The organism is Candidatus Nitrosopumilus sp. (assembly GCF_965262695.1).
In the GTDB taxonomy this organism is placed as follows: Archaea; Thermoproteota; Nitrososphaeria; order Nitrososphaerales; family Nitrosopumilaceae; genus Nitrosopumilus.
Genome location: NZ_OZ253550.1, coordinates 711,950 through 737,898, shown reverse-complemented (window position 1 = coordinate 737,898; position 25,949 = coordinate 711,950). Strand labels below are relative to the sequence as shown.

At 33.9% G+C, this 25,949-nt stretch carries 35 protein-coding genes and 2 tRNA genes; 13 read left to right on the top strand and 24 right to left on the bottom strand.

Annotated elements, in window-relative coordinates; translation table 11 throughout:
• Nucleotides 1-14 precede the first annotated feature (14 nt).
• Nucleotides 15-812 carry a thioredoxin domain-containing protein gene (locus ACQY2P_RS04505; protein ID WP_428327194.1) on the bottom strand — a complete coding sequence of 266 codons (798 nt, stop codon included), beginning with the start codon at nt 810-812 and terminating at the stop codon, nt 15-17.
• A 61-nt stretch (nt 813-873) separates the two neighbouring features.
• Nucleotides 874-948: transfer RNA gene (locus ACQY2P_RS04500), tRNA-Thr, on the bottom strand.
• 117 nt (nt 949-1,065) lie between these two features.
• On the opposite strand from ACQY2P_RS04500, the gene ACQY2P_RS04495 reads away from it, so the two are divergent.
• Both ACQY2P_RS04495 and ACQY2P_RS04490 read left to right on the top strand, forming a co-directional pair.
• Nucleotides 1,066-1,296, top strand: a complete 231-nt coding sequence (locus ACQY2P_RS04495) for a hypothetical protein (protein ID WP_428323863.1) — start codon at nt 1,066-1,068, stop codon at nt 1,294-1,296.
• Nucleotides 1,297-1,381: 85 nt separating this feature from the next.
• A complete protein-coding gene (locus ACQY2P_RS04490; RefSeq protein WP_428327193.1) occupies nt 1,382-1,933 on the top strand; it encodes a pyruvoyl-dependent arginine decarboxylase in 552 nt (183 codons plus the stop codon).
• Here ACQY2P_RS04490 and ACQY2P_RS04485 read toward each other — a convergent pair whose 3' ends face one another.
• On the bottom strand, nt 1,934-3,082 hold the full coding sequence (locus tag ACQY2P_RS04485) for a hypothetical protein (protein WP_428327269.1): 1,149 nt from the start codon (nt 3,080-3,082) through the stop codon (nt 1,934-1,936). It lies immediately after the preceding gene.
• Nucleotides 3,083-3,226: 144 nt separating this feature from the next.
• Between ACQY2P_RS04485 and ACQY2P_RS04480 the strand changes: the two genes are divergently transcribed.
• A complete protein-coding gene (locus ACQY2P_RS04480) occupies nt 3,227-3,799 on the top strand; it encodes a hypothetical protein (protein WP_428327192.1) in 573 nt (190 codons plus the stop codon).
• 114 nt (nt 3,800-3,913) lie between these two features.
• Here ACQY2P_RS04480 and ACQY2P_RS04475 read toward each other — a convergent pair whose 3' ends face one another.
• The 7 genes from ACQY2P_RS04475 to ACQY2P_RS04445 all read right to left on the bottom strand — a co-directional run bounded on the left by ACQY2P_RS04475 (nt 3,914) and on the right by ACQY2P_RS04445 (nt 7,805).
• The gene (locus tag ACQY2P_RS04475) at nt 3,914-5,686 is read right to left on the bottom strand and encodes a M3 family oligoendopeptidase (protein WP_428327191.1); all 1,773 of its coding nucleotides are present in this window, start codon (nt 5,684-5,686) and stop codon (nt 3,914-3,916) included.
• Between the two features lie 39 nt (nt 5,687-5,725).
• Nucleotides 5,726-5,941: a hypothetical protein gene (locus ACQY2P_RS04470; protein WP_428327190.1), complete on the bottom strand. Its 216-nt coding sequence runs from the start codon at nt 5,939-5,941 to the stop codon at nt 5,726-5,728.
• 29 nt (nt 5,942-5,970) lie between these two features.
• Nucleotides 5,971-6,228 (bottom strand): UBP-type zinc finger domain-containing protein, encoded by a 258-nt coding sequence (locus ACQY2P_RS04465; protein ID WP_428327189.1) that lies wholly within the window; start codon nt 6,226-6,228, stop codon nt 5,971-5,973.
• Nucleotide 6,229: 1 nt separating this feature from the next.
• A complete protein-coding gene (locus ACQY2P_RS04460) occupies nt 6,230-6,769 on the bottom strand; it encodes an inorganic diphosphatase (protein WP_012215558.1) in 540 nt (179 codons plus the stop codon).
• 56 nt (nt 6,770-6,825) lie between these two features.
• Complete coding sequence (locus ACQY2P_RS04455; protein ID WP_428327188.1) at nt 6,826-7,245, bottom strand: hypothetical protein; 420 nt, start codon at nt 7,243-7,245, stop codon at nt 6,826-6,828.
• Between the two features lie 53 nt (nt 7,246-7,298).
• On the bottom strand, nt 7,299-7,430 hold the full coding sequence (locus tag ACQY2P_RS04450) for a hypothetical protein (RefSeq protein WP_428327187.1): 132 nt from the start codon (nt 7,428-7,430) through the stop codon (nt 7,299-7,301).
• A 69-nt stretch (nt 7,431-7,499) separates the two neighbouring features.
• Entirely contained in the window at nt 7,500-7,805 is a 306-nt protein-coding gene (locus tag ACQY2P_RS04445) for a hypothetical protein (RefSeq protein WP_428327186.1), read from the bottom strand.
• A 147-nt stretch (nt 7,806-7,952) separates the two neighbouring features.
• Here ACQY2P_RS04445 and ACQY2P_RS04440 point away from each other — a divergent pair, with 147 nt between their 5' ends.
• Nucleotides 7,953-8,078 (top strand): hypothetical protein, encoded by a 126-nt coding sequence (locus ACQY2P_RS04440; RefSeq protein WP_428327185.1) that lies wholly within the window; start codon nt 7,953-7,955, stop codon nt 8,076-8,078.
• Between the two features lie 21 nt (nt 8,079-8,099).
• Here ACQY2P_RS04440 and ACQY2P_RS04435 read toward each other — a convergent pair.
• A tRNA-Val gene (locus ACQY2P_RS04435) sits at nt 8,100-8,196 on the bottom strand.
• A gap of 94 nt (nt 8,197-8,290) precedes the next feature.
• On the opposite strand from ACQY2P_RS04435, the gene ACQY2P_RS04430 reads away from it, so the two are divergent.
• Entirely contained in the window at nt 8,291-8,539 is a 249-nt protein-coding gene (locus ACQY2P_RS04430) for a hypothetical protein (RefSeq protein WP_428327184.1), read from the top strand.
• 2 nt (nt 8,540-8,541) lie between these two features.
• Here the strand turns inward: ACQY2P_RS04430 and ACQY2P_RS04425 are convergent, their stop codons facing one another.
• From ACQY2P_RS04425 to ileS, 6 genes are all read right to left on the bottom strand, one after another.
• Nucleotides 8,542-8,709, bottom strand: coding sequence for a 50S ribosomal protein L40e (locus tag ACQY2P_RS04425; protein WP_428327183.1), 168 nt, complete (start codon nt 8,707-8,709; stop codon nt 8,542-8,544).
• Between the two features lie 31 nt (nt 8,710-8,740).
• Nucleotides 8,741-9,658: a succinate--CoA ligase subunit alpha gene (locus tag ACQY2P_RS04420; RefSeq protein WP_428327182.1), complete on the bottom strand. Its 918-nt coding sequence runs from the start codon at nt 9,656-9,658 to the stop codon at nt 8,741-8,743.
• A complete protein-coding gene (locus tag ACQY2P_RS04415; RefSeq protein ID WP_428327181.1) occupies nt 9,655-10,761 on the bottom strand; it encodes a succinate--CoA ligase subunit beta in 1,107 nt (368 codons plus the stop codon). Before ACQY2P_RS04415 ends, ACQY2P_RS04420 begins: the two co-directional genes overlap by 4 nt.
• A 40-nt stretch (nt 10,762-10,801) precedes the next feature.
• Nucleotides 10,802-11,131 carry a hypothetical protein gene (locus ACQY2P_RS04410; RefSeq protein ID WP_141978020.1) on the bottom strand — a complete coding sequence of 110 codons (330 nt, stop codon included), beginning with the start codon at nt 11,129-11,131 and terminating at the stop codon, nt 10,802-10,804.
• Nucleotides 11,132-11,241: 110 nt separating this feature from the next.
• Nucleotides 11,242-11,829, bottom strand: a complete 588-nt coding sequence (dps, locus tag ACQY2P_RS04405) for a DNA protection during starvation protein (protein WP_428327180.1) — start codon at nt 11,827-11,829, stop codon at nt 11,242-11,244.
• 182 nt (nt 11,830-12,011) lie between these two features.
• A complete protein-coding gene (gene ileS / locus ACQY2P_RS04400) occupies nt 12,012-15,209 on the bottom strand; it encodes an isoleucine--tRNA ligase (protein ID WP_428327179.1) in 3,198 nt (1,065 codons plus the stop codon).
• A gap of 86 nt (nt 15,210-15,295) precedes the next feature.
• Here ileS and purD point away from each other — a divergent pair, with 86 nt between their 5' ends.
• On the top strand, nt 15,296-16,558 hold the full coding sequence (gene purD, locus ACQY2P_RS04395; protein WP_428327178.1) for a phosphoribosylamine--glycine ligase: 1,263 nt from the start codon (nt 15,296-15,298) through the stop codon (nt 16,556-16,558).
• On the opposite strand, the gene ACQY2P_RS04390 is transcribed toward purD, so the two are convergent.
• Complete coding sequence (locus ACQY2P_RS04390; RefSeq protein WP_428327177.1) at nt 16,549-17,112, bottom strand: 5-formyltetrahydrofolate cyclo-ligase; 564 nt, start codon at nt 17,110-17,112, stop codon at nt 16,549-16,551. The two genes, purD and ACQY2P_RS04390, sit on opposite strands and share 10 nt — an antisense overlap.
• Nucleotides 17,102-17,965, bottom strand: a complete 864-nt coding sequence (locus ACQY2P_RS04385) for a bifunctional 5,10-methylenetetrahydrofolate dehydrogenase/5,10-methenyltetrahydrofolate cyclohydrolase (protein ID WP_428327176.1) — start codon at nt 17,963-17,965, stop codon at nt 17,102-17,104. The genes ACQY2P_RS04390 and ACQY2P_RS04385 overlap by 11 nt, the downstream gene beginning before the upstream one ends.
• 92 nt (nt 17,966-18,057) lie before the next feature.
• On the opposite strand from ACQY2P_RS04385, the gene ACQY2P_RS04380 reads away from it, so the two are divergent.
• Together ACQY2P_RS04380 and ACQY2P_RS04375 are read left to right on the top strand one after the other, a co-directional pair.
• Nucleotides 18,058-18,342 (top strand): antibiotic biosynthesis monooxygenase family protein, encoded by a 285-nt coding sequence (locus tag ACQY2P_RS04380; RefSeq protein WP_012215499.1) that lies wholly within the window; start codon nt 18,058-18,060, stop codon nt 18,340-18,342.
• A 1-nt stretch (nt 18,343) separates the two neighbouring features.
• A complete protein-coding gene (locus tag ACQY2P_RS04375) occupies nt 18,344-18,664 on the top strand; it encodes a cupin domain-containing protein (protein WP_428327175.1) in 321 nt (106 codons plus the stop codon).
• On the opposite strand, the gene purN is transcribed toward ACQY2P_RS04375, so the two are convergent.
• Complete coding sequence (gene purN / locus ACQY2P_RS04370; protein WP_428327174.1) at nt 18,661-19,236, bottom strand: phosphoribosylglycinamide formyltransferase; 576 nt, start codon at nt 19,234-19,236, stop codon at nt 18,661-18,663. The two genes, ACQY2P_RS04375 and purN, sit on opposite strands and share 4 nt — an antisense overlap.
• A gap of 118 nt (nt 19,237-19,354) precedes the next feature.
• Here purN and ACQY2P_RS04365 point away from each other — a divergent pair, with 118 nt between their 5' ends.
• Nucleotides 19,355-20,320 carry an exonuclease gene (locus tag ACQY2P_RS04365; protein WP_428327173.1) on the top strand — a complete coding sequence of 322 codons (966 nt, stop codon included), beginning with the start codon at nt 19,355-19,357 and terminating at the stop codon, nt 20,318-20,320.
• Here ACQY2P_RS04365 and ACQY2P_RS04360 read toward each other — a convergent pair.
• Together ACQY2P_RS04360 and ACQY2P_RS04355 are read right to left on the bottom strand one after the other, a co-directional pair.
• Nucleotides 20,313-20,549 carry a hypothetical protein gene (locus tag ACQY2P_RS04360; protein WP_428327172.1) on the bottom strand — a complete coding sequence of 79 codons (237 nt, stop codon included), beginning with the start codon at nt 20,547-20,549 and terminating at the stop codon, nt 20,313-20,315. The two genes, ACQY2P_RS04365 and ACQY2P_RS04360, sit on opposite strands and share 8 nt — an antisense overlap.
• Nucleotides 20,550-20,611: 62 nt before the next feature.
• Nucleotides 20,612-21,889 carry a glycerate kinase type-2 family protein gene (locus tag ACQY2P_RS04355; RefSeq protein ID WP_428327171.1) on the bottom strand — a complete coding sequence of 426 codons (1,278 nt, stop codon included), beginning with the start codon at nt 21,887-21,889 and terminating at the stop codon, nt 20,612-20,614.
• 52 nt (nt 21,890-21,941) lie between these two features.
• Here ACQY2P_RS04355 and ACQY2P_RS04350 point away from each other — a divergent pair, with 52 nt between their 5' ends.
• From ACQY2P_RS04350 to ACQY2P_RS04340, 3 genes are all read left to right on the top strand, one after another.
• Nucleotides 21,942-22,886 (top strand): iron-containing alcohol dehydrogenase, encoded by a 945-nt coding sequence (locus ACQY2P_RS04350; RefSeq protein WP_428327170.1) that lies wholly within the window; start codon nt 21,942-21,944, stop codon nt 22,884-22,886.
• Between the two features lie 94 nt (nt 22,887-22,980).
• On the top strand, nt 22,981-24,087 hold the full coding sequence (locus ACQY2P_RS04345; RefSeq protein WP_428327169.1) for an LLM class flavin-dependent oxidoreductase: 1,107 nt from the start codon (nt 22,981-22,983) through the stop codon (nt 24,085-24,087).
• Nucleotides 24,088-24,145: 58 nt separating this feature from the next.
• The gene (locus ACQY2P_RS04340; RefSeq protein ID WP_428327168.1) at nt 24,146-24,376 is read left to right on the top strand and encodes a hypothetical protein; all 231 of its coding nucleotides are present in this window, start codon (nt 24,146-24,148) and stop codon (nt 24,374-24,376) included.
• Here the strand turns inward: ACQY2P_RS04340 and ACQY2P_RS04335 are convergent.
• Together ACQY2P_RS04335 and ACQY2P_RS04330 are read right to left on the bottom strand one after the other, a co-directional pair.
• Nucleotides 24,371-24,790, bottom strand: a complete 420-nt coding sequence (locus tag ACQY2P_RS04335; RefSeq protein ID WP_428327167.1) for a hypothetical protein — start codon at nt 24,788-24,790, stop codon at nt 24,371-24,373. The genes ACQY2P_RS04340 and ACQY2P_RS04335 overlap by 6 nt on opposite strands.
• A 206-nt stretch (nt 24,791-24,996) precedes the next feature.
• On the bottom strand, nt 24,997-25,215 hold the full coding sequence (locus tag ACQY2P_RS04330; RefSeq protein WP_428327166.1) for a hypothetical protein: 219 nt from the start codon (nt 25,213-25,215) through the stop codon (nt 24,997-24,999).
• A gap of 60 nt (nt 25,216-25,275) precedes the next feature.
• Between ACQY2P_RS04330 and ACQY2P_RS04325 the strand changes: the two genes are divergently transcribed.
• Nucleotides 25,276-25,908 carry a pyridoxamine 5'-phosphate oxidase family protein gene (locus ACQY2P_RS04325; RefSeq protein ID WP_428327165.1) on the top strand — a complete coding sequence of 211 codons (633 nt, stop codon included), beginning with the start codon at nt 25,276-25,278 and terminating at the stop codon, nt 25,906-25,908.
• Nucleotides 25,909-25,949 lie beyond the last annotated feature (41 nt).

Sequence of the window (25,949 nt, the reverse complement as noted above, 5' to 3'; positions counted from 1 at the left end):
ACGCTTGTTATTTTTTATGCCTCTAATTGTGCATCAATAACTTTTTTGAAACTTTCAAACGGTTGTGCACCTTTTAGTTCTACATAACCTATCTCATCATTTCCTACAAAAAACCCTGGAGTGCCTGTAACATCATAACTTCTACCATCCTCAAGATCATTTCTTATCTCTTCAATGTATTTTCCACTAGTAAGACAAGAATCAAACGTTTCTTGATCTAGTTGTATTTGAGTTGCATATTGACTAAACAGAGATAGTGCATCAACTGTATCCTGATTGCTCCATTGACCTTGATTATCAAATAACATGTCGTGCATTGCTTTGAACTGTCCTTGTTCGTTTGCACATTCTGCTGCTACTGATGCAGGAAGTGCATTTGGATGAATGCTTTGTATTGGAAAGTCTCTAAAGACTAACTTTACTTTGCCTTGCTCAATGTATTCCTCAAGAAGTAATGGAAGTGTTTGGACATGGAATCGTGCACAGAATGGACATTGAAAATCAGAAAATTCTATTATTGTGATTGGAGCGTCTGGATTTCCAATTATTGGATCATCGTCTGCTGAAATCTTTACGGGTGCTGATGGCTGCTCTGTTGGTAGTCTGTTTTGCAACATTTTGAGTTCTAATTTTGCAATTGCATCATCCAGATCTTCTTGTGAAATCTGATTTGAATTCATATTTGAGACATACATTCCTGCAAAAAATGCTGCAGCTCCTACTGCAATGATTAACCCAATTATCAATCCACTTGGTTTTGATTTATTTTGAGAAATTTCATTTTGTTTAATCTCATTATCTTCAAAACTCATGTAAGATTGTTCCAAAATTCAGCATAATTAACCGTATTGCCAAATTATTTTAGAATTTTAAAGCCAATGATGGGATCTGAACCCATGACCTTTCGCTTACAAGGCGAATGCTCTAGCCAGGCTGAGCTACATTGGCACGAAGTAAAATGAAATTTTTGAAGGTTTAAAGTGTTACCTGTCTTCTTTTTGTAAGGATTTTTTAGAAATTCCCTTAACCGTCAGTTTATAATAATACCATTTTTTGATATCTGTTATGAGGTATATTGAACCCACCAGAGTCAAAGTCTTGATGATGATGTTCTTTGCAACTGGCACTTTGGGCATCATAATTGGGTTGTCTCCTATTGCTGGAAAAGAACAAACAATGTTCATTACATTTATGGGAGTTGTCAATGTTGGGTTGGGGGCATTTTTCACATTCATCCTTCTTACACAAGAAGCAAAAGCTCCTGATAAAAGAAAAAAGAAAAAGAAACGAGATTAACACTATAATAACTTCACTTCTTAATATTTCTGAAATACTGTATTTGATTAAAGTTAAATAATAATATATTTTCTAAAATTTTGAAATGCTTGATTTAGTTGCCAAGAAATTATTTCTTACAAGAGGAAAAGGAATCCATGAAGATAGATTAACCAGCTTTGAATATGCTTTAAGAGATGCTGGTATTGCTGGAACAAATCTTGTATTGATTTCTAGTATATTTCCACCAAAAGCAAAATTAATTTCACGAAAAGAGGGACTAAAACAAATCAAACCTGGACAGATTCTATTTACAATTTATTCAAAGAATCAGACTAATGAACCTCATAGAATGTGTTCTGCATCTGTAGGGATTGCACAACCAAAGGATACAAGCAGATATGGCTATTTGTCTGAATATGAAGCCTTTGGGCAAACTGAGACTCAGGCAGGTGATTACGCTGAAGACATTGCAGCACAAATGTTGGCATCCTCATTAGGAATCCCGTTTGATGTTGATAAGAACTGGGATGAGAAAAGACAGCAGTGGAAAATATCTGGCGAAATTTACAAGACTCAAAACATTACTCAACAAACACGTGGTGACAAAGATGGTAAATGGACTACTGTTTTTGCTGCGGCAGTACTTTTGCTCTAATTATTTTCTATATCCTTTTAGATAAAATAATGCAGATGCTATTGCTATTATTGAAATAATAATTACAATTACGATTGACTCGTCAAATTCTGTAGTTGTTGGTTCTATTTCTATGTCTCCTAATGTGAACTCTAATGTATTTTTGTTAATTGTTGTTTCTTCTCCAAAAATATATTTTCCTTGAATTCTTTGACCTTCTTCTGGATCAAAAATCCATCCTGCTTCTGAAACTGTTGTTGGGATTTTTTCATTTTGTATAATTTGTGTTGGTACAATATTTCCTTGAATATTTGATACAAAAGTATCTTCAGGTGATAAAATGACAACTTGTATGATTGAGTTTAGTGGATAATTTCCTTCAGCAAAGTATTTTGATCTTTTAATCGAGTCTGTTTTCAGATATTCTAGTGGGCTAATTTTAGTGATTTCAGATGCTGCTCCTGGATAATCGGTTGATAATTTCAGTTGTAATAGGGATTTTGCTTCCAATGGAATTATTGAAAATGTAGTTTTTGCTTTTTCTTCTAATGAAAGATTTTTTGCTATGTTATAAAATCCACCTTGGTCTCTAATTATTTTTGGAACTAGTATTGCTGAGATTTTTTCATACATGGAATGAGTATCTTCCATTGTCATTGTATATACTGCAGAAATTGTACCTTTTCCCGAAATAACTCCTGATGTTTCTAATTCTGTATTTGTTTGATCACTAGTGTGAACATAAACTGAATGAAATTCGGCATTCAAATCAAATGTCTGATTGATATCATCAATTAACGTGTCTGCTATTTCTTTGGTATTATCTTGAATGTCTCTAATCCCTTTAATTTCGTGATCTCTTTCTACATTAATTAGGATACATGACTCCTCAAAAACCCCTAATACGCATTGATTTTGATTTGTAATTATTACAGCTTCAATTCTATCATTCTCTCTAATTTTTTGTTCAAGTTCAGCAGGAATTCTGATTTCTTGAATACTTGTTGATTGTAGTGTGATTGATGCAGTAACATTTTGTGATATGCTTTGGTCCATTACTATTTGAGCAGTTTCTTGAAATGTTGCAAGGCCTATTTCTTGTGAATATGCATAATTTGAAAATATTCCTATTGTTGACATCATCAATATGAACAACAATATTCTTTGCATTTGTGTTCCGTCTTTCAATAGAAATTATTAACTTTACTCCTAATTAATTTCTCAAATGGCTTTTTGATGAATTTTTTTTGTTTTTTTTACGAAAATTTGTCATCTTCTAACTAATATTCTGTTTTTCTTAAATTATTACTAACCTTGGCTTTAATTCCATTTCTTGTTGACATATTTCAAGATCCTATTTTTTCTATTGTTGCAGTGATTGGGGCATTTGCAGTTGGATTATTCCAAGGGATAATTCTTGGACGTGCAATTCTTGTAAGATTTCCGCGACTGCAAAACCATCTAAAGACTGTATCCATTACTTTGTTTGTTTTGTTTTTGGCAAATGCAATTCTTAGTGTACCTAGATTTGCATCTCCTGAAAAAATTGAACTCTCAAATCTCTCTCCTACAAGTCCTGCAGAACTTGTATCTGTATTGTTTCTTATTTTTGGAATGAATACTGGATTTCTGACAGTATTGGCAATTTCTGTAACTGTGATGACTTTTGTTATTTTGAAATTTACAGACCTCCGTGGAATCGTAAAATTATTTGTCTTTTTCTTTAGTTCTTTATTGTTAATATTAACTGGAATTAGTAGATTTACAGATCTTACTCCTAGCACATTTGAGGTTTTATTGTATTTCTTGTATCAGTTAGGAATTACAATTGGAATCTTGGGTGGTACAATAAGAAAAATCAAACCTAAAAAATTAGACTTGGAATAATTTCAAACGTTTAAATCAGATAATTTGTGATGGGGTTTTGACATCGAATTCAAACCGTTCGGGGAACAAGCTGGCAGTCCTTGCGTTGGACTGTCAGCCCCATTTATTAAAAATCTAGTTTAGTGATGAGAGTGCTTTTACTTGCCCATTAACATAATCAAAGCCTTCTTGCCAAAACTTGGTAGATTGAATATCTAACCCATGTTCTTGCAGGAGTTTTTCAGGTTTTTTTGAACCCCCTGCTGCAAGAATATCGATGTATGCTGGAACAAAGTCTTGACCTTCTTTTTTGTATCTTTGGAATAATGATAATGCAAGCAGATTCCCAAATGAATATGCATAGCAGTAAAACGGTGTGTGGTAAAAATGTGGGATGCAACTCCATTCTATTGCAAAGTCATCTGTAACATCAACTGATTTCCCAAATTGCTGTTTCAAATTTTGTAGATATGTTTTTGAAATTTCATCTATAGTTGTTCCTTTGCCAATTTGCTTATGTGCATCAACTTCAAAAATTGTAAAAAATGATTGTCTTAGGATTGTTGCATACAAGTCATCAATCTTTTCAGATAACATGATCTTCTTTTCGTCATCTGAAATTTTATCTGAAATATTATCATAAAGCAATAATTCTGAAAATGTCGATGCTGTTTCAGCTAAAGGTAATGGTGCATCTTGGACTAGAATTGATCTATCTTGTGCAGCTTGACTGTGAACGGCATGACCCAACTCATGTGCTAGTGTAAATACGTCTCTTGATTTTCCTGTAAAATTGACCAATACATATGGAGTAATTTTTGGTGTCAGCGTACTACAAAATGCTCCGTCTCTTTTCCCTTGCCTTACTGAAGAATCTATGTGGTTTTCATTGAATACCTTTCTTGCAAAATCTTCTAATGTATTGCTAAATTTTCCAAGTGATTCGAAAACTAATTTTACAGATTTATTGTATGAATAATTTTTTTCTTTAATGTTTGCAGCAGCAGGTGCGTAGATATCATATCTTCTAAGCTTTTTCATTTTCAGCATCTTTGCTTTTTGCACAAAGAATTTCTGAAACACTGGAGCATTTTTTTTACAAACTAGTAGTAATGATTCTATAGTTTTATCATCTACATCATTTCCAATGTTTCTCATTGAAATTGGTGTTTTATAGCCTCGAATATCGATTCCTTCATCTTTCCAGTTAAGTACAATATTTTGATAAATTTCTCCCACAACTCCTTTGTTTTCATTATATTTTCCAAGAATTGTTTTGTAAGCTGTTTCACGAACTTTTGGATTTGTATCTCTAACATAATTTGTCAATTCTTCTCTTGTCATCTTTTTTGTTTTGTTTCCAATTTTCATTTGATATTCAAATACATTAGTTATCTTATCATACAATTTTACAAGTGCAGAAATTCCTGTAACATCTAATGTGTTAATAATTCTCTCTTCAGGTTCGCTAAGTGAATATTTTGCAATTAACCTTTTGTGTGCAAGATATTCTGAAAGCTCTCCTGCATCTTTAATCAACCTCTTTGCATTTTTTTCATCAACTTGAGTTTTCCACCATAAATCAAAAAATAGTATCTTGTTTGAAATGTCTGAACCTAGTTTTGACATTCTAGTCATTAATGATGTTGCTTCATCTGATTGAGTGTCTGAAGAATATGAAAGGGACGCATATCCGCCAATTTTACTCATTTTTTCAGAAATTTCTTCTACTTGTGTTAGTATTTCCATAAATTTTTTTGATGACATTTCTGGGTCTAATTTTGATTTAATTTTTTCAAATTTTTTAGCATGATTTTCTAATTCTTGAATTTGTTTTTGAAATGCTTGGCTTTTTGGATTCTTTACTAATTCTGAAAGATCCCACATTCCTAATTGATATTGAGACATCTACTATCGTAATTTTCTAACTATTAAAAAATGAATACACTAACGTTCAGGTTCTTTAGATTTTGCAATTTTTTTAATTGTAGAATAGATGATCAGAATTATGCCAAAAATTACCCAGCCGTAACTGTATGTAATTGTCTCTTCAACAAAACTTGGCGGACCTTCCCCCGCAAGTAAAATTGCCCAGCTGATTCCTCCTGCTATTAGAAATCCTATGCCTACCCAAAAAGTCCAGTGAAGTTTTTCTTTGTTCAATTGTCTATAGATTTCTAATATTTTGAAAATTAATAGTATTCCTTATGGTGATAACACCACTTCCAAATGTCTCCTGGAATTGCTTTCATTACTGGATGACCTGTCTCTTCAAAATGCTTTGTTGCATGTTTTCCAATAGATGAATCACAACATCCCACATGTCCGCATGTTAAACACATCCTTATTGCAACAACTGGTAGTTGTTCTTTTTCACATTCTTCACAGCTTTTTGTATTTGATGTTATTCCTTCTTTTTCTTCTAAAAAATGGTTACACTCTTTTGTCATCTTAAAATTTCTTCAAAGTATTCTTGTATCTTTTAATTGATTCAACAATGATGCTCTTTGCTTCTTTTGCTGATTGCCATCCTAGTATCTCTACTTTTTTTCCTTCCAAGTCTTTGTACACTTGGAAAAAGTGTGCAATTTCAGAACGATAGTGGTCTTCAATGTCTGAAATGTCTGTAGTGTGTAAATATCTAGGATCATTTGTTGAAACACAAATAATTTTGTCATCCAAATCTCCTGCATCTTTCATTTGAAGTAATCCAATTGGTCTTGCTTCAATCAAAATTCCTGGGTATGTTGGGTTTGTGACAAGCACTAGTGCATCTAATGGATCCCCATCCTCAGAAAGTGTTTGAGGAACTAGTCCGTAATCTCCTGGATAATGAAATGGTGAAAATAAAACCCTGTCCAGTTTTATCATGTTGTGTTTTTTATCATATTCGTATTTGTTCATAGAACCTTTGGGAATCTCTACTACCACATTGATGATTTCAGGAATATCTGCTCCTGATTCTATATCGTGCCAAAAATTTTTACTCATTTTCTAGCTAGCATTTTCTTGAATAGTATATGAATTCTGTGAAAAATAAAGAGTGTTTAGACTAGTTGATTTGTATTAGGAATGACTCTGTATATCATTACAGTATATTCGCCTTCAAAGGCTTTTTCCATACTTCCATTTTCATCAATACTAGTTACTCTAAACTTGTATTCGTAAGAACCATCTCCTTTGACATCTACTTGGGCAACATGTACCAAATCATCTGCTTCATCAAAGAATTGAATGATTACTGGATGTCTCTCTACATATTCTGAGGGACTACCTGTAACAAATCCCCATGGCAGCGTATTGTCTTCTGGGACAATCATTGTTGTGACTGTTTTTTGTAGACTAATCTCTTCATTAATTGGAGTGATTGTTGTAGTTTCTGTATTCTCCGCAATTACATCTGATGGGAACATCAGAACTGCAAATGATGCAATAATTGCTAGAAAGATACTTGATTTTGTCTTCATTTGACTAGCTTTTTTACAAGTTGTTTAAAAGATTTATTGCAAATTTAATCATTTTATGGTAATTCATCTTCTAAATCTGAACATGCTGCATGAACCCATTGTTCTTTAGAATTTTTGAGAATCTCTTTTCCTGCTTTGATTGCTTCTCCACACTCTACACATTTTCCAGGGAATCTTGCTTTCATGAATTTTTTGATATTTTGTCTAATTTTAACTTGTTATTTTGATATATTGTCAAAAGTTTCAGTTAATTTCTAGTTAGTTTTGTTTGGTGTTGCCAATTTTCGTGTAATTGAATCAATTCCTGCCACAGTACCTACCATCATCAATACCAAAAGAGCAAATTCTGATGGATTTTGAGGATCCCATGCTAATGATGACATTTGTGGTAATACTAAAGCTGCTCCACTGAAACTGCCTGTAATTAATGCAATTCCAATTTCTTTTCTTGTTGGTTGTTTATCTGCATCTGCTCTCAGATATCGTAATCCATATTGTAAAGCTAAACCAATTCCTACAATTACAACTGTTATCACTATTTGGGCATAACCTTCAACCATTTTTTACTCCTGAAAATATTTCATTTTGTTTCAATTTGTGACTCCTTACTTATCCTGATAGTTAAATCTTCTTATAATATGATACTATCTATTAATTAATATATTATTTTCATAATTACTTAAATCTTATCTTCATCTGATATTCTTATGGAAAAAATAGAATTAGCTCTGTATAAGGGTGGACCACAACTATCTTTCAAAGGGATTGCATTAAATCCAATTGAACAAGAACTTGCTACAAAAGTCAACGAGATAATTGAAAAATTATCTTAATTTTATTTTTATTAAAATAAGTGGACCGGATGGGATTTGAACCCACGACCTTTGCGGAGAATTTTATTCCCTTACGCAGTGTGAGTGCGTCATCCAAACCAAACTAGACGACCGGTCCAACAAAATTATATAACTACGAGTTTTTTTGTCTTTAGATTCTGGATATTTTGTAATTACCAACGCCTTTAGTACTAATTTTTGAAAATCTTATCATGTCTTTACAGGAATTTGATGCATTAATTGACCGGATGAGGTTGGCATTTGAATATGCTGAAAATCTTGGACAGTATGTTGATGCTGCAAAGATTCTCTTTCAGATGAATGAACAATTGCCTGATGATCTGCAGATCTCTCTAGAAGAGTTGGAACATCCTGATTTGGCCAAATCGTTTGTAATGAGATACAATTCTGATATAAAATCTGCAATTGTTGATTATCGACAAAGATTGATGAATTTTTAATTCTATTTCTTTACGCCGAGATTTCTGTTCTTTAATCTCAAGTATGGGTTTCTGCATTTTCTGCATCTAGTAGCACCAATATCATTTCTACATCCACAATTAAAACAAATTCTCATAACAAGTCTAGCTTGCTGTGCAATTCGTTTCTTTTCTGGGTCTGTGATTGGCATTTGATTCTCTCCTAAATCTCTCTCTTTTAATCTAATCGGATTTTTCCATCTTTCCTGCTAGCAAAACTGGTACTTCTGCAGGTCTTTTTGCTACTGGGATGTTTGCTTTGTTAAACATTGAAACTTTGGATTCTGCTGAGCCATATGTTCCCATGACTATTGCACCTGCATGCCCCATCCTCTTTTCTTTAGGAGCTGCTCTTCCTGCAATGTATGCAACAGTTGGTTTGTTAAATCCTGAATCAATTATTCTTTGAGCTAACATTTCTTCAGAGTCTCCTCCAATTTCTCCTACAACTACCATTCCTTCCAAATCTGGAATGTCTTTTACCATGTCAAATGCATCGATTAATCTTGTTCCATTAACTGGATCTCCTCCAATACCGATTGTAATTGATTGACCAAATCCTGCATTAGTTAATGCATCTGAAATTTCATAAAGTAGTGTTCCACTTTTTGATAATACTGCAATCTTCCCTGCTTTGAAAGGCATTGGTGGCATGATTCCGATTTTAATCAATTCTGGAATCATTATTCCTGGTGTGTTAGGACCAATAATCACTGCCCCTTTTTGTTTAGCAAGTTCTAATGCTTCCATTGTATCTCTGATTGGAACGTGTTCTGGAATTGCAACTAGTAATTTGATTCCTGCCTCCAATGCATCTTTTGCAGCACTTAGGAAGAATTTTGCTGGAACAAAAACTATTGAAATTTTAGCATTAGTTGCATCTACTGCTTCTTGCATTGTGTTGTAAACTGGAACCTTGTCTTCAAACTTTTGACCCCCTTTTCCAGGAGTAACTCCTGCTACAACATTTGTTCCATATGCAATCATGTTTCTTGCATGAAGTGAACCATATGATCCAGTAATCCCTTGAACAATTACTCCTTTTTTCTCGTAATCTGAATCTCCTGGATTTCCTTTGAGTAGTCCAAAAATATCTGTCAACTTTTCACTCCCATTACTGCTGCATTAATTGCTTCTTCAACTGTTCCAAAAATTTTGGTTCTAGAACCTTGCAGCATCTCTGTTGCTTTTTCTGATTCTGTTCCCTTTAGTCTTGAAAATACTGGCAAGTCAATTACATTATCCTCATATGCTTTAAGAAATGCTTCAGCTACTACTGTTGTTTTTACAATTCCTCCATAGAGGTTTACTAGAATTCCTTTTACTCTATCTAATTTGCTAATCAAAGTCAATGCCTCATACACTGATTCAGTTGTTGCACCGCCACCAACATCTAAGAAACATGCTGGTTTTCCCCCATTATCCGATAACATGTCTAATGTTGACATTACTAACCCTGCACCGTTTCCAACAACTGCAATATCGCCGTCTAGTTCTACCAATGAAAATCCGCTCTTCTCAGCTTGTTCTTCAATTGCTGTTTTTTCTTGATATTTTTCTAATTCTGGATGTCTGAAATTACTGTTGTCATCTGTAACAAATTTTCCATCTAGTGCCATTATTGTATCGTCTTGCATAACTGCAAGTGGATTAATTTCTACTAACTCTGCTTCTTTTTCAATTGTAAGTTTTGATAATTTTTTCAAAGTATCTACAACACCTTCGGCGTGTTTTCCTTCCAGTCCCATTTCCTTTGCAACTTCTTTTGCAAGTTCATCTGAAACTTCACCTAACCCAATCTCTTTGATAATTTGATTTTTTACTGATTCAATTTCAACACCGCCTTCATCTGATGCGATAATTGTGTAACATCTCTTTGAACGATTCAAAAATATTGAAAGATACAACTCTTTTTTGATGTCTGCCATTTTTTCAAGAAGAATTGCCCTTGCTTTTTCGCCTTTTATTGTCAAGTCCATAACTTGGGGATATTTTATCTCAAATTCGTCATCATTTTGGCATTTTTGGATTCCTCCTGCTTTACCTCTTCCTCCTACTGGAACCTGAATTTTAATCACAAATGGATATCCTAATTCTTTTGCATGCTTTCTTCCATCTTCAATGTTTGTTGATGAAATACTGTCTAGCAAATTGATACCGTATTCTCGAAATAGCTCTTTAGCCTGAAATTCTAGTAATTGCATGCAAAAATCTTGAATTTTACGGTCTTTATTAATTATGACGTTATCTTAACTGTTCATCAAGAAAATCAATCATTTCTAAAAAGCGATCTTTGCTTTTTCTCAATAATTCCTGAGGATACTCTTCAATGGTAAATACAAACTGTTGATGAAAACTTGGAACTAGGATCCCTCCTGATGTCACCATCTGCTCAATTACATATCCTTTGGTAAGTGTACATACAATCTCTTCATAAGATTCCTCTTCTTCTTCAAGAGTTTGTCTGTAAAGTACAATGGGACGATTAGTTTTTTCAACAATTTTTGAGCCTTTTTCAAGCAAGTCTGCTAAATGTTGAATCTGCCATGCATCAAGACTAATCTGCTTTACCATACTATCAATACGTGATTTTTCTATTTAACCGTGATAAAACAACTCCTCTTCACTATTTGTCGTCAATAAAATCAATATTTTATGAATAAAGAAAGAAAGTGATTTGGCATTTATGCCATATCTAATGCTCTAGAGTGTTTTCTGGTGTGTGGTCTTTCACCAGCATATTTTCTTCTCATGTGTCCTGATGGTCTTCCGTAGATTAACTCTAAGAACCAAGACTCATGTTCGATCTCCTCAGCTAGAATATCTTTTGCAATATCATATGTTGCAGGATCTTTGCCTAATGTCATCTTGCAAATTTTATCCCAGTTGACAATTGCTCCTTGTTCTGCTTTTAGGCATTTCTCTAGAATTGCTTTATGGTCTGTTGGATTTGCTGGAAGTTGTAAAAACTCACAACCTGAAATTTTGATAAATTCAGTTGCGTCATTTGGAAGTGATCCTCCTAATTGGTATATTCTTTCAATACATGACTCAAAATGACTTAGGTCTTCTAGTCTTGCATCTTCAATAATTCCTTTTAGTCCTTCTCCTTCCATGCCTGTACAATGTGCTCTGAGATTGGTAAAATAGTAGTATGCTGTAAATTCTACTGCTGCATTTTTTATCAGCTCTTTTACCAATTCATCCACATCAAGACCGTTTTGTTTTAGAACATTAATTCCAACAACGTTTGGTGCCTTTGATTCGGACATTTCCCTATGTCTGTTATGATTGTAATAAAAATATTACATGAATCTAAAAATTAATTCTCAGAAGAGATGGGAGAAAATACTGGTTGGGGACCTAGAGGCCATTCTCTTCTGGAATATGATGAATTTTTTCATTTTTAATTTATAAAAAGTGAGTCTGCACTGCACTAAGATTTTTCAAGAAACTATTCAACTGAAATTCGGATTTTTTGTCCGTCAATATCATCATCTTTGTATTCTTTACATGATTCTGTAAAGTTTACTTGTTTTACCCTTACCAAGAAAGCCAAATCATCTGCCTTTTCCTTAATCATTTCAAGTGACTCTTCATCCAAGTCCAGAATTGATGCCACTCCTAATACATCAGTTGGATTGTATCCTCTTTCTTTTCTTAAAGTTTGTAATCTTCTTGCAATATCTTTGATCAAACCTTTTGCCATCATCTCTTTGTTTCTTGATGTTGAGATAAACACTACATAATCATCTCTTTTTGACACTGCAAAATCTTCATCTGCATCAAAGTCTACAATAAAATCTTCATTATCTAATGAAATTGTTTCACCATCAATGTCAAAATCAAACTTTGAATTATTTTGTAAAGATGAAACTATCTCTTCAGGATTTGTTTCAGAAAATTTTGCCACTAGTTTTCCCATGTGTTGTTTTGCTTTTGGTCCTATTCTTTTTCGCTCCAACTCAATGACTGCCTTTGCAGGCAACCCTAATTGTTTTAATTCTAAAATTTGTTCTAATCCTGATTCTTTTTCTGTTTCAACTACACTGAATTTTTCCACGTTTAATTGAGATTGAAGTAATTCTGATAATGATTCCAGTTTTGCCTTTAGTCCTTTCTTAACACAAATCTTTGCTTCATTTAATGGCCATCTTCTTTTCAGCTTTCCTTTCATTCTTGCAGCTGATGAAATAGACACCACATCTTTCATTATGTCAAATGATTCTTCAATTTCTTCATTGACAAGGGATTCTTGCGATTCGGGCCATTTGTCAAGCAATATGCTTTGTTTTCCATCAAAAACTGTTTGATACAGATGCTCACTAGTAAATGGACAAAATGGGTGAATCAAAATATCTAATGTCTTGAGAACTTCCCCTAATACTGCATAAATTGCCAGCCGTCTTTCTTTTTTCTCTTCATCTTCATCCCATAACTCTCCTCTTGTTATTGGGATGTAGATTTGACTTAGATTGTTGATGATAAAGTCATCAATTGCTTTTGCACCTTCATGAAACTTACATGAATCATTGCGGTCTGTGATTTTTAGAATTAATTTTTGGAGTTTTGATAAAAGCCAAATGTCTGGCGATGTTAGCAAATTCTTTTGTTTTGCCCATTCTACCGTGTTTGATTTCTCAAAATTGTCATATTGACTATTTTGTTTAAAGTACAAATGCAAATTGAATAGTGTGTTGATTACCTGGTATGGTCTTGACATCAATTCCTCTGTGCTGAAACTCAGTGGTTCAATTGGACTTGCTTTCCACATGAAATAAAATCTGATCAAATCTGCAGGATATTTTTCTAGTAACTCTATTCCTTCCAAAACATTGCCTTTACTCTTGCTCATCTTACCTCCTTTTTCATCAAGTACATGTCCTTGGAACAAAAATGACTTGTATGGTGGAGTTGGACCGTTGTTTAATATTACATTTTCAATAAGTAATGTGTATGCCCATCCTCTGGTCTGATCAATTCCTTCAGTAAAGAACGGTGCTGGAATTTCATTTGAATATTCTTCATCTGTTAATGATGAATATGGTGCAGAGCCACTGTTGTGCCAAGTATCTAAAACATATTCTTCTCTCTTTGTTTTTGTACTGCCACACTTTTTGCATTTTATTGTAATGTTGTCAATCCATGGTCTATGCAGTTCAAAATCTGGACCATCAGGAAGGTTGTCTGCTGATTCGACAATCTCTTTTCTTGTGAAAAACCAATTCCTTTCACTACATTCTTCGCATGTCCATACTGGTAATGGACATCCCCAAATTCTTTCCCTAGAAATACACCAAGGATGTCTTTCTTTGATAATTCCTAAGAATCTGTTTTTTGGTTGTTCAAAATAATACTCTACACTTTCAGCTGCATCAATTGCTTTGTTATCTAGTCTGTCTAATTTGTAAAACCAACCCTTTCTTGCAAGCCATACAATTGGATGGTGTGATCTCCAGCAAAGTGGATATTTGTGTTTGATTTTTCCAATTTTTACAAGAGCGTTGCATTCCTTTAGATCTTCAACAATTGGTCTGTCTGCATCTCTGACAAACATTCCTTGATATTTTCCTGCCTGAGAAGTGAATTTTACTTCATCATTTATGGGACTGAAAACCTTGACTTTTCTCTTATTGGCAATTTTGATATCTTCCTCACCGTTTGCAGGAGATAGATGTACAAGACCACTACCCGTACTTGCATCTACAAATGATTCTGATACTGCTACATGAAAATTATCTGCTTTAGAGCATTCATTTAACTCTGGAATCAAATCCAATAATGGGTGGATGTATTTTTTTCCTTCAAATTCTGAACCTTTGACAGTTTTCTCGATTTTATAATCTTCAATCTTTACTTCTGTCATAAATTCCTCTAATCTTGTTTTTCCAACAACCCATGTTTCATTTTCTACTTTGACATAAACATAATCTTCTTCTGGTTGTAATCCGACCATTGCATCAGTAACTAGTGTAAATGGCATTGTAGTCCATACAATCAAAAATGTATCTTCATCTACTAGTTTGACTTTGTAGTACAACGATGGATCCTTTACTTCTTCATATCCTTGGTTAACTTCTGCATGGCTAAGTGATGTCTGGCAGCTAGGACAATATGCGATAACTGTAAAGTCTTCTTCTAAAATTCCATTCTCATGTGCTTTTTTTAGCACTTGCCATTCTCTTTCAATAAATTCATCTCTAAAAGTCCAATATGCTTTCTCATGATTAAATGACATTCCAAGTAATTCATCTACTTTAACCCATGTCTTGTTGTATTTCTCAACAACTTTTTTGCATTCTGATACAATTCGCTCAACACCAAATTGTTTGATGGCCTCTGTCTTTCCACCTGTTACTCCTAACTCTTTTTCCACTTGTAATTCTACAGGTAGTCCTTGAGTATCCCATCCTCCATTAAATTCAATTTTTTTTCCTTGAAGTGTGTTGTATCTATACCACAAATCTTTGATGACTCTACCTCTAAGATGACCCGCATGAGGAATTCCGTTCATTGTTGGGGGACCTTCAATGAATCTTATTTTTTCAGGCTTGTCTGATGCAAAAATCTGTTTTTCTAAACCAATTGATTTTACATATTCTTTAATTTCTGATTCTATTGCTTTTGCATCAAATTTTGTGGAAAGTTCCATCTGGCTTTTGGTAGATCTGTGGCATTATAAAGCTAAATTGGTTTTATGAGACTTGGATTATATAATTGAGCAAAAAATAATTTGTGTTGGTAAATGTACTGGTGATTGGTTCTGGAGGAAGAGAACATGCTCTGTCATGGAAATTATCTCAAAGCGCCAAAGTTGATACTGTATTTACTGCTCCTGGAAATGGAGGAACAAAAAACAATGTCTCAATTGATGTTGATGATTTAGATGGTCTCGCAGATTTTGCTCAAAAAAATAATTGTTTTACAGTAGTTGGACCTGAAGCTCCTTTAGCTGCAGGAATTGTAGATAAATTCAATCAAAAAAATCTTAAAATTTTTGGTCCTGCAAAAGACGCAGCACAACTTGAGTCAAGTAAAATCTGGGCAAAAAACTTCATGAAAAGAAACGACATACCTACTGCTAGATTTGAAATATTTGATGATGCAGAAAAAGCTCAAGATTATGTCAAGTCGCTTGATTACAATGTTGTAGTCAAAGCAGATGGGTTGGCTGCTGGAAAGGGCGTAATTGTTTGTAATAGTTCTGATGAGGCAATTTCTGCAATTCAAACGATTTTGATAAAAAAAACATTTGGCGATGCTGGAAATAGAATCATCATAGAGGAGAGAATTGATGGCATTGAAGCCTCATACATCGCACTTTCTGACGGAAATATTGCGATTCCAATGGCATCCAGCCAAGATCATAAGCGAATCTATGATGATGATAAGGGTCCAAATACTGGCGGAATGGGTGCATATTCTCCTACTCCGATAATTGATGAAAATCTGGCAAAAAAAATTCAAGAAAAAATTATTGATAAAACAATCCAATCAATGAAAAATGAAGGAATTACATTCAAAGGATTTCTTTATGCTGGAATCATGCTAAAAGACAATGAACCGTATGTTTTAGAATACAATGTTAGGATGGGTGATCCTGAATGTCAACCAATCACAATGAGAATGGATTTTGATTTGTATGATTATTTTGTTGCAAGTGCAAATGGTGACTTATCTTCCATGCCCCAAATCTCTTGGAAGGATCAATACTCTGTATGTGTTGTTTTAGCTTCAGAAGGATATCCTGAATCTTATCCAAAAAACGAAGAGATTGTTGGATTTGATTTGATACCTGATAATGCATATGTTTTTCATGCTGGAACAAAACATGTTGATGGAAAAGTTCTTTCAAATGGAGGACGTGTATTGGGAGTAACTGCATTAGGTGATACTTTAGAGTCTGCAATTGCAAATGCCTATACTGCATCTGAAAAAATCTCTTGGCCCCACAAGTTTTGTAGAAAAGATATTGGCAAAAAAGGTCTTGCCTATCTCTGAGTTTCTATAACTCTATCTTCAGTAACAACCCAATCAATTAGAATGTCATGATCTGATTTTGGAATATTTTTTACAACTTGTTTTTCTAGAGTTAAAGAAATTGTTGTCGTTTTGTGATTTGCTAAAAATTTGTCATAAAACCCATGACCGTATCCTAGCCTGATTCCTTTTGGGGTAATGCCTACAGTTGGTACTAAAATTACATCCAAATCATTTTCAGTTTCACATTCTATTTTTGGCTCCATAATGTCAAAACTACCACTTTCTAGGCTCGAAAAATTACTTATTTTCTTAAAATCCATATGTTCTCCTGACACTCTTGGCAAAAATACTTGCTTTCCATTACTTAGTAATTCCTGAATGATATCTTGGGTTAGTATCTCACTTCCAATTGGATAGTATACACCAATTTTTTGTGCTTCTCTGAACACTCTGATTTTTTTTAATTTCTTGTTGATTTTTTCACTGGCAATTTTCATCAAATCAAATGACGTTCCATCTCTTTTTTCTAAAAGAAGATTTCGTAATGATTTTTTCTCAGAATTATCTTCCAATTTGACTACTCAATGATGCTGCAGTTATTGTATTTTTTAAAAGCATTGCAACTGTCATTGGACCCACTCCTCCTGGAACTGGTGTTGCAAAAGATGCTTTTTGAATAATATCTTCAAAATCTGCATCCCCGACTAATTTTTCTTGGAATCGTGATATTGCAACATCAATTACTATTGCACCTTCTTGAATCATATCTGAAGTTAATGTGAATTTGTTTCTGTCTCCTACTGCTGTAATGACAATATCTGCTGATTTACATAATTCTGTTAGATTTTTAGTTCTAGAATGACATGTGATGACTGTTGCATTTTTGTCTAGCAACAAATGATAAAGTGGTTTTCCTACAAGATTGCTTCTGTTGATTAATACAACATTTTTCCCTCCCAATTCTATTCCATGATAATCAAACATCTCCATTACTCCTGATGGTGTACATGCAACTAGTGCGGCTTTTTTCATTGCTAACAGGCCTGCATTGTGAGGTGTTAATCCATCTACATCTTTTAATGGAGAAATTCTTGATGTTGTGGTAAATTCATCTAGTTGTTCAGGTAATGGTAACTGAACAAGAATGCCGTGAACTGAATTGTCATTATTCAAATTTTCAACAATTTCGTTGAGTTGGGCTTGAGTTGTATTTGCATCAAGTTTATGATCTTTTGTAGTAATTCCAACCTCTTCACATGCCTTGTGCTTGTTTCTCACATAGGTGGCTGAGGCTGGATTGTCTCCTACAAGAACTGTTGCCAGGCACGGATTGATTCCTTGAGTCTTCAACTCTTCTACTGCTTTTTTTACCCTGTCCTTGACTGATTGTGCAATTATCTTACCGTCAATCTTGGTTCCTGCCATGATATGTTTTTGATTTGTAGATATTTAATTCTTGGAATTCTTCTTTTGAAATCTTAGAAAAGAAATTTAATGTCACTTTATCTAGTCAGATCATGTTTGTAATGATAGCAGACGTTCAACTCAAAGATGGTGCTGAGGATGACTTCAAAAGTTGGTTTTCAGAATCAAACAAAGTTTTAGCAAACTTTCCTGGATTCATATCTAGAAAATTTCTAAAATCTGCTGATGGCAGTTATAGAATTGTTGTAGAACATGAAAGCAAAGAGACTTTTATCAAAATGCATAACAGTCCTGAACATGAAAAACTACATCCACAAGGACATTCTTACATGAGTGAACCTCCTCAAAGAAAAACATACACAGTAGCTGCTGAATAAATTGAAACTAGAATTTGATTTAACTACATATCTAGAAAAAATCAAAAACAGTAGTGATTATTTTCATACTTTTATTAATCGAGACAGCTTGGCTGCTGGAGTTCTAGTTCTTCAACCTGGGGAAGAAGATACTCAAACACCTCATGAAAGTGATGAAGTCTATTATGTTCTATCTGGTGATGGATTTTTGAAAATAAAAGACAAGGATTACAAGGTTTCAAAAGATAAACTATTTTTTGTTGCAAAAGACGTTGAGCATTATTTTCATGGTAACACAAAGGATCTAAAAGTTTTGTATTTTTTTGGTGGCCCTGATTCCTAACTGATTATTGTTCTGCGACCTGAAACTTTGATCTTTTTTCTTGCAAATAGATTAACTGCTTCGGGATAAATTCTGTGTTCTTCTTTTAGAATTCTTTTTGATAGTGATTTTTCAGTATCATTTTCTTTTACTTTGACTACTGATTGAATTATCACTGGCCCTGTATCCATCCCTGTATCTACAAAGTGCACTGTGCAGCCAGAGTATTTTGCACCATATTCTAATGCCTGTTTTTGTGCGTCAAGACCTGGAAATGATGGTAATAATGCTGGGTGAATATTGATTATTCTGTTCTTGTATTTTTTTACAAATTCTGGACTGATGATTCTCATGAATCCTGCCAAACACACCAGTCCTTTTCTTGGAGTTACTCCGTATTTTGTTAGAACCGTAATGATTTTCTTATCGTATTCTGCTCTACTCCCTTTGAATCCCTTGCTTTCAACAACTTCGATATTGACTCCAAGTTTTTGTGCAATTTTTAGACCCTTTGCATCTGGTTTGTTTGAAATAACTACTGCTGGGTTGATTGATATCTTTTTTTTCTTAATTGACTTTAGGATGGATTCCATGTTGCTCCCGCGACCTGAGATTAAAATTCCAAGATTTAGCAACTAGTCAATAGTAGATCAAACCTGCAATTTATATCAAATCTTATTTTCATGAATCTCATTGCCTAGAAAAGTCAGGATGACAAAAAATGGTATCCTGTGTGAGGTAAATGATAGTCGGGTTTGTTTAGATCCAAAAAATGCTGATGCTACCGGAATCAATTTTGTTTCGCATGCTCATGCTGATCATCTTCCTTCAAAAAATGGTGGGACGATTTTATCTTCAATTGAAACTAATGAAATTGCTAATCTACGTGGATTCAAGATGGAAAACCATATTGAATCTCATGCTGATTTTTCTCTAATTGACAGTGGTCATATTCTTGGAGCAAAGGGGCTTCTCTTTGATGATATTTTCTATACTGGCGATATCTGTACTCGAAATAGGGGATTTCTTCAAGGTGCAAAGATTCCAAAATGCAAGACACTGATTACTGAATGCACATTTGGCTTGCCTGAATTTGTTTTTCCAAAAATGGATGAAATTCAAAAACAAGTAAATGAACTGATTTCAGAATTGTACGGCAAAGGTATACCTGTTATTTTGATGGGGTATCAATTAGGAAAGGCACAAACCATAACTCAGCTTTTTGGACATTGGGGGCCTCTATATTTTCATGATTCTGTAAGGGAAATGAATACTCTTCATCAGAAATTTGGTGTTGAATTAAAAGATGGTATTGGTCATTCTGAGGCTCAAAAAAATGGATTGTTGGATAAGAAACCTTGGATAATGGTCGCTCCTATGATGTCAAGTAAAAACAAATTCGTTCAAGAAATGAAATTAAAATATGGTGCAGTGACAATTGGATTTAGTGGATGGGCCCAGTCAACAAAATTTTCTTTTGGAAGGAGAACTGATTACTCTATTCCAATGAGTGATCATTGTGATTTTAATGAATTAGTTGATATGGTGATACAATCTGGTGCAGAACAAGTTTACACGATACATGGATTCGTTGAAGAATTTGCAGAACACTTGAAGAAAAAACTTGGAATTAGTGCGCAGCCATTACTTGAAAATTCTTTAGATGATTTTACTTGATAAATTCCTGACAGTTACATTCTGTCATCAAACAAGTTTCAGCATTTCTAATGTGATCATGTGAAAAATGCTTACATTTCTCATTTTTACAAATCCTTCTCTGAGATTCTTTTTGCACCACTGATTGCGCAATCTCATTTGCTTTTTCTTTTGAGTATCCTTTTTTATCGATATAGAAATGAACTACTCTGTTATACAATACATCTGGATTGAATTGTTTTTCTAGCAAAGTAATTCTGCATAAAATACGTCATTATGATATTAAAAGATCAGTTATTGAAAATCTGCAATTTATCTCAAAATCACGCCTATATCCATGAGATTTGTATGCGTAAAATCAGTCACGATACTGCCTTTTTGCTTTTGAAAGAATCTCCCTGAATCGCTATTTTTTAGAAACTCTTTCATTGTGTTTAGGTCTACTTTGGTGTTCTCAGTAATTGCTCCTGCAAATACAGAGTTTCCATCAATTCCGTCAGTTCCCATTGATGCAATAACTATTTTTTTGAATTTTTGAGTATTTTTCAAAAGTCTTAAAACCAATTCTTGATTTCTTCCACCCATTCCTTTTCCTAAAACTTTGACTGTTGTTTCTCCCCCAATGATCAAACATGTTTTCTGATCTTCTGAAATGTTTTCAAGAATCTTTGTTACTGCCTCTTTAATGTCTCCAAAAATTTGCAATGTTTTAATTTTATAGCCTTTCTTTTTTGCTTCTTGTTCCATTGCTTTTAGGCAATCTTCATTATTTGCTATTACTTGGTTTTCCATTTTGTATTTTTTTGGGGTTTCTAACTTTTCATCTTCTAACCCTTTCTCTAAAACTTGCAGAACTTCAATTGGTGTCTTTCTTTTTAGTTTGTATTTTTCTAAAATCTCTAATGCATCTGAAAATGTTGTGTCATCCATGTATGTCGTACCTGATGCAATAGATGATAGGTCATCTCCTTCGACATCAGACATTATCAAACCTACTCCTTGGCATTTCATGTTTTCAACTAGTTTTCCTCCCTTGATTTTTGAGAGATGCTTTCTAACACAATTGAATTCTTGAATGGATGCTCCTGATTTTAGTAATAATTTTGTTACAAAGATTTTGTCATCTAGTGTTATTCCATTTGGCATGGCCAAAAGTGATGACCCCCCTCCAGAAACTAGGAAAATTATTAGCTCATCACTTTTTTTATTCTGTACAAATTTCATGACTTCTTTTGCTGCTTTTACGCTGGTTTGATCAGGCTCAGGATGCCTGGAATTGAAAATCTGGAATTTCTTGCCTTTGATAATTGATTTTGAGCCCTTGGGAATTACTATGATTCCACTCTTTACTGGAATTATTGCATTAAGTGCTCTTGTCATGGAATCTCCTGCTTTTCCAAATGCCACCGAGTAAATGTTAGAATATTTTGTAATATCGATAGTTTTGCCATTAATTTTGATTTTTTCAGGTGTGACATACTTTGAAATTATATTTTCAGGATTTGCTGCGCTAAGACCTGACTCTAAAATCTCTAAACACTCTTTCTTCTTGTCAGTTGTTGCCAACTCTTCAAAATTTTGAATGATCATACTCTACCTCAATAATGCAAGATATAATAATAATCAATGATGCTGGTGATCTATGCATACAGTACGCATTCCAAAAGTTATCAACTTTGGAGAAAATGCACTTGGTGAAACAGAATATCCTAAAAATGCATTAATTGTCACAACAGTTCCTCCAGAACTTTCTGACAAATGGATTGCAAGAATGGGAATTCAGGATTATATGCTGTATGACCAAGTAAAACCTGAACCATCAATTGATGATGTCAATGCTGTTATTTCACAATTCAAAGACAAAGATCCATCTGTCTTAATTGGACTTGGTGGTGGAAGTTCTATGGATGTAGTAAAATATGCTGCACCTGAGATGAAAAAAGAAAAAATCTTAATTCCAACAACCTTTGGAACTGGAGCTGAAATGACAACTTATTGTGTTCTCAAATTTGATGGAAAAAAGAAATTGTTACGTGAAGACAGATTCTTAGCTGACATGGCAGTAGTCGATTCATATTTCATGGATGGTACTCCTGAACAAGTCATCAAAAATTCTGTCTGTGATGCATGTGCTCAAGCTACTGAGGGCTATGATAGCAAACTTGGTAATGACTTGACTAGAACTCTGTGTAAACAAGCATTTGAGATTCTCTATGATGCAATTATGAATGACAAACCAGAAAACTATCCTTATGGTTCAATGTTATCTGGTATGGGATTTGGTAATTGTTCTACAACCCTTGGACATGCGTTGTCCTATGTGTTCTCAAATGAAGGTGTACCTCATGGCTACTCCCTTTCATCCTGTACCACAGTTGCTCACAAACATAACAAATCAATCTTCTATGACAGATTCAAAGAAGCAATGGATAAACTAGGATTTGATAAATTAGAACTCAAAGCCGATGTTTCTGAAGCTGCTGACACCGTAATGACTGATAAAGGACATTTGGATCCAAACCCAATTCCAATATCAAAAGATGATGTCGTAAAATGTCTTGAGGATATCAAAGCAGGCAATTTGTAAAAAATTCACAAATTTTTTACCTTTTTTCTATTTTCTTGATAAACTGCGAAATTGGCAGCTTGATTAAACTTTTTATTCTAATGATTCGACGTAAATGTACTTGACTGATAAGAAACTCAAATTTGGTATTCAAAACGGCCTAAATGTTGCAAGGGCCGGGTACACTGAAGACCAAATCTTAACAGCATGTATGCTTGCCGATAAAACCGGATATGACTCTATTTTCTATATGGACCACACAAATGTCCCACAATGGAAAAATGCTATTGTATTAGATCCATGGGTTATGCTTTCAGCTATAGCTGCAGTTACAAACAATGTCGAACTTGGAACTTGTGTAACTGATGCAATTAGAAGACATCCTTCAAACATTGCACTTGCTGCAATCACTCTTGATAGAGTATCAAAGGGAAGAGCAATTCTCGGAATTGGTGCAGGTGAAGCTCAGAATCTAAAAGAATTTTGTATTCCATTTGAAAAACCAGTTTCAAAATGGGAAGAACAAATTGAAACTATTCATACACTATACGAATCAACCCCTGATAACACTGTAGATTATGAGGGAAAATATTACAAACTTGAAGGTGCATGTTTGCAAGCACCGCCAATTAGAAAACCACGTCCCCCAACATACATGGCATCTGGTGGTAAACGTACACTTGCACTAACAGGTAAACTTGGTGATGGTTGGTTGCCAATTGGTTATACTCCTGAACTCTTTGAAGATCACGCAAAACAAATTCAAACATCCATGAATGAAAACAATAGAACTCAAGAAGAGAAAGATAATTTCCAATATGCACTTGACATTGATGTCTACTTTTCTGAAGATGCAGAAGAGTCTTGGGCAAGAATGAAAGAAGCAGTCAAGGTAAGTTTGTTTAAACCAGAAATTCTTCGTGTACATGGTCTAAAAGAAATCGAAGGCTTTGATTTTAGAAAATACTTTACAGAATATTCAATGTCTAATCAAGATTGGATTGTAAAGATGAGAGAAGCTGCAACAAAGATCCCTGAACCAGTTGCACGTTCTTCAACTGCCGTTGGAACTCCTGATGATATCATTCCGACATTTGAAAGATTCATGGATGCAGGTGTTAATCACTTTGTAATTAGATTCTGGGGTAAGAATTACTTTGGCTCTATTGACAAATTTGCCAGTCATGTAATGCCTGCCTTGAGAGAAAAAGCCAAACAATAAGACTTCTATTCTATAATTTAGAGAAAATCATTTACTATACTATCTATTACAATATGTCATGGATGATGACCTTCCTGAATCTGTAAAAAAATGCCTTGATATTTTAGAAGAAAATGTTGAGATTCTGGCAAATATCGAATTAGCATTAGAAGATGAAAAAGAAGATGTACTTAATCCTGATATGCAACTACACGAACTCTATGATATGACTGAAGATGTGGCTGAATCTGCAAAACTAAAACGTGCTGAATCTAATTTTGCAAGAAGACAAGCAGAAGATTCTTTATGATTTGTGAGGTCTCTTGTTTTTTGCTTTTGTAAATGATTTTGCTCTACGTTTGTTTCGTTGTTTTTCTAATCTCTTTCTAGTGCGCTCTGTTGCCTTTGTTGCACCTGCAATAATTTTTGTCTTACTTCCATCTCTAAGCATTATCTCTTTTCCTTTGAATCTAAATTCTACATCTCTACATTTGATGTAATATTTTCTCATGCAGAAAAATATCCTATTGTTTGTTCCATGCATTTCTTTAATTTCTCTCGATTTTTTTAATTCATTGAGAATATTTCTTAACAATCCTTTATCTACATCTGTAATTCTATGTAGTTCTCTAAACCAGATGAATTTTGACTCTGCTCCCCATTCTTCAAGAATATCTAGTACTTGGTTAGTGGCCTCTTCTCGCTCTTCGTCAAATTCAACCATGACTGCTATAGAATTTCTCTTAAATTAAGTCATTTTATTTAATAAAAAAATTGAATGAATAAAGTCAAGTTTTAGGACGTTTCTGTTTTTTTGATATTTTTTGTGATTTGATACTATGAATGAGTATCAAACTGAATGTGATGAATTGTCTTGTAAGATTTTAGAAATCAAGGCATTAGCAAAAGAACTAGACGAAGAAAACTAGATTATTTTTTTAATCGTCTTTCTTTAATTCTTGACTTTGTAACCTTTGTTGATTGTTTTTGATTATTTTCCATCTGTTTTGCAATGTTGTCTATTTGCTTGATAATTTTTTCTCGCTCTTGTGGTGATTTTGTCTTTAGGAGTTTCTTTTTTAATTTTTTCAAATTATTTGTGTATTTGTTAAAATCATTTTTTAGTTCATCAAGATATGGGTCTCTCATGGTTTTTGATGTATTTTGTTACATTTAGTTTATTAGATCAACTCCCAAATTATCTCTGATTTGAAATTAGTAGGACGTCTCGAAATCAAATCATATGAAAAAATAAAGGAATTTCTCTCTGAAGAACATGTTGGCCGTATTGCAAGCATTGATGAGAATGGCTACCCTCAAATCATTCCTATGAACTTTGCATTTGCCAATGATTCGATTTACATGCATTCGTATACTAGGGGTGAAAAACTGGATAATATTTCAAGAAATGACAAAGTTGGATTTGAAGTTGATAGAGAATTAGAATTTCTTCCGTCATATTTTTCACATCCTACTGATGCATCTCAAGCAGATACTTTGTACATCAGTGTAGTAATCAAAGGAAAAGCTGTTTTTGTTGAAGACGATGACGAAAAGGCACTTGGACTAAATGAATTAATGAAAAAATATCAGCCAGAAGGCAATTACGTTCCAATAAAAAATAATGACCTAGTATTAGATGAGGTTGCAGTAATCAAAGTAATCCCTGAATCAATTAAAGGCAAGTACAAAATTGGACAGCAACTACGATCTGATTCTAGACAAATTTTGGCACAAAAAATCCTAGAAAGAAACTCTCCCACATCTAAACAAACTCTGAAAATTATGGGCTTTGAAGAAACCTCTGAAGGCCTAAAAATGGTCGATGAACCTGTTTGGTAGTTTTTGATATCACCATTGCTTTAAATTCAGTTTTTAGGGAT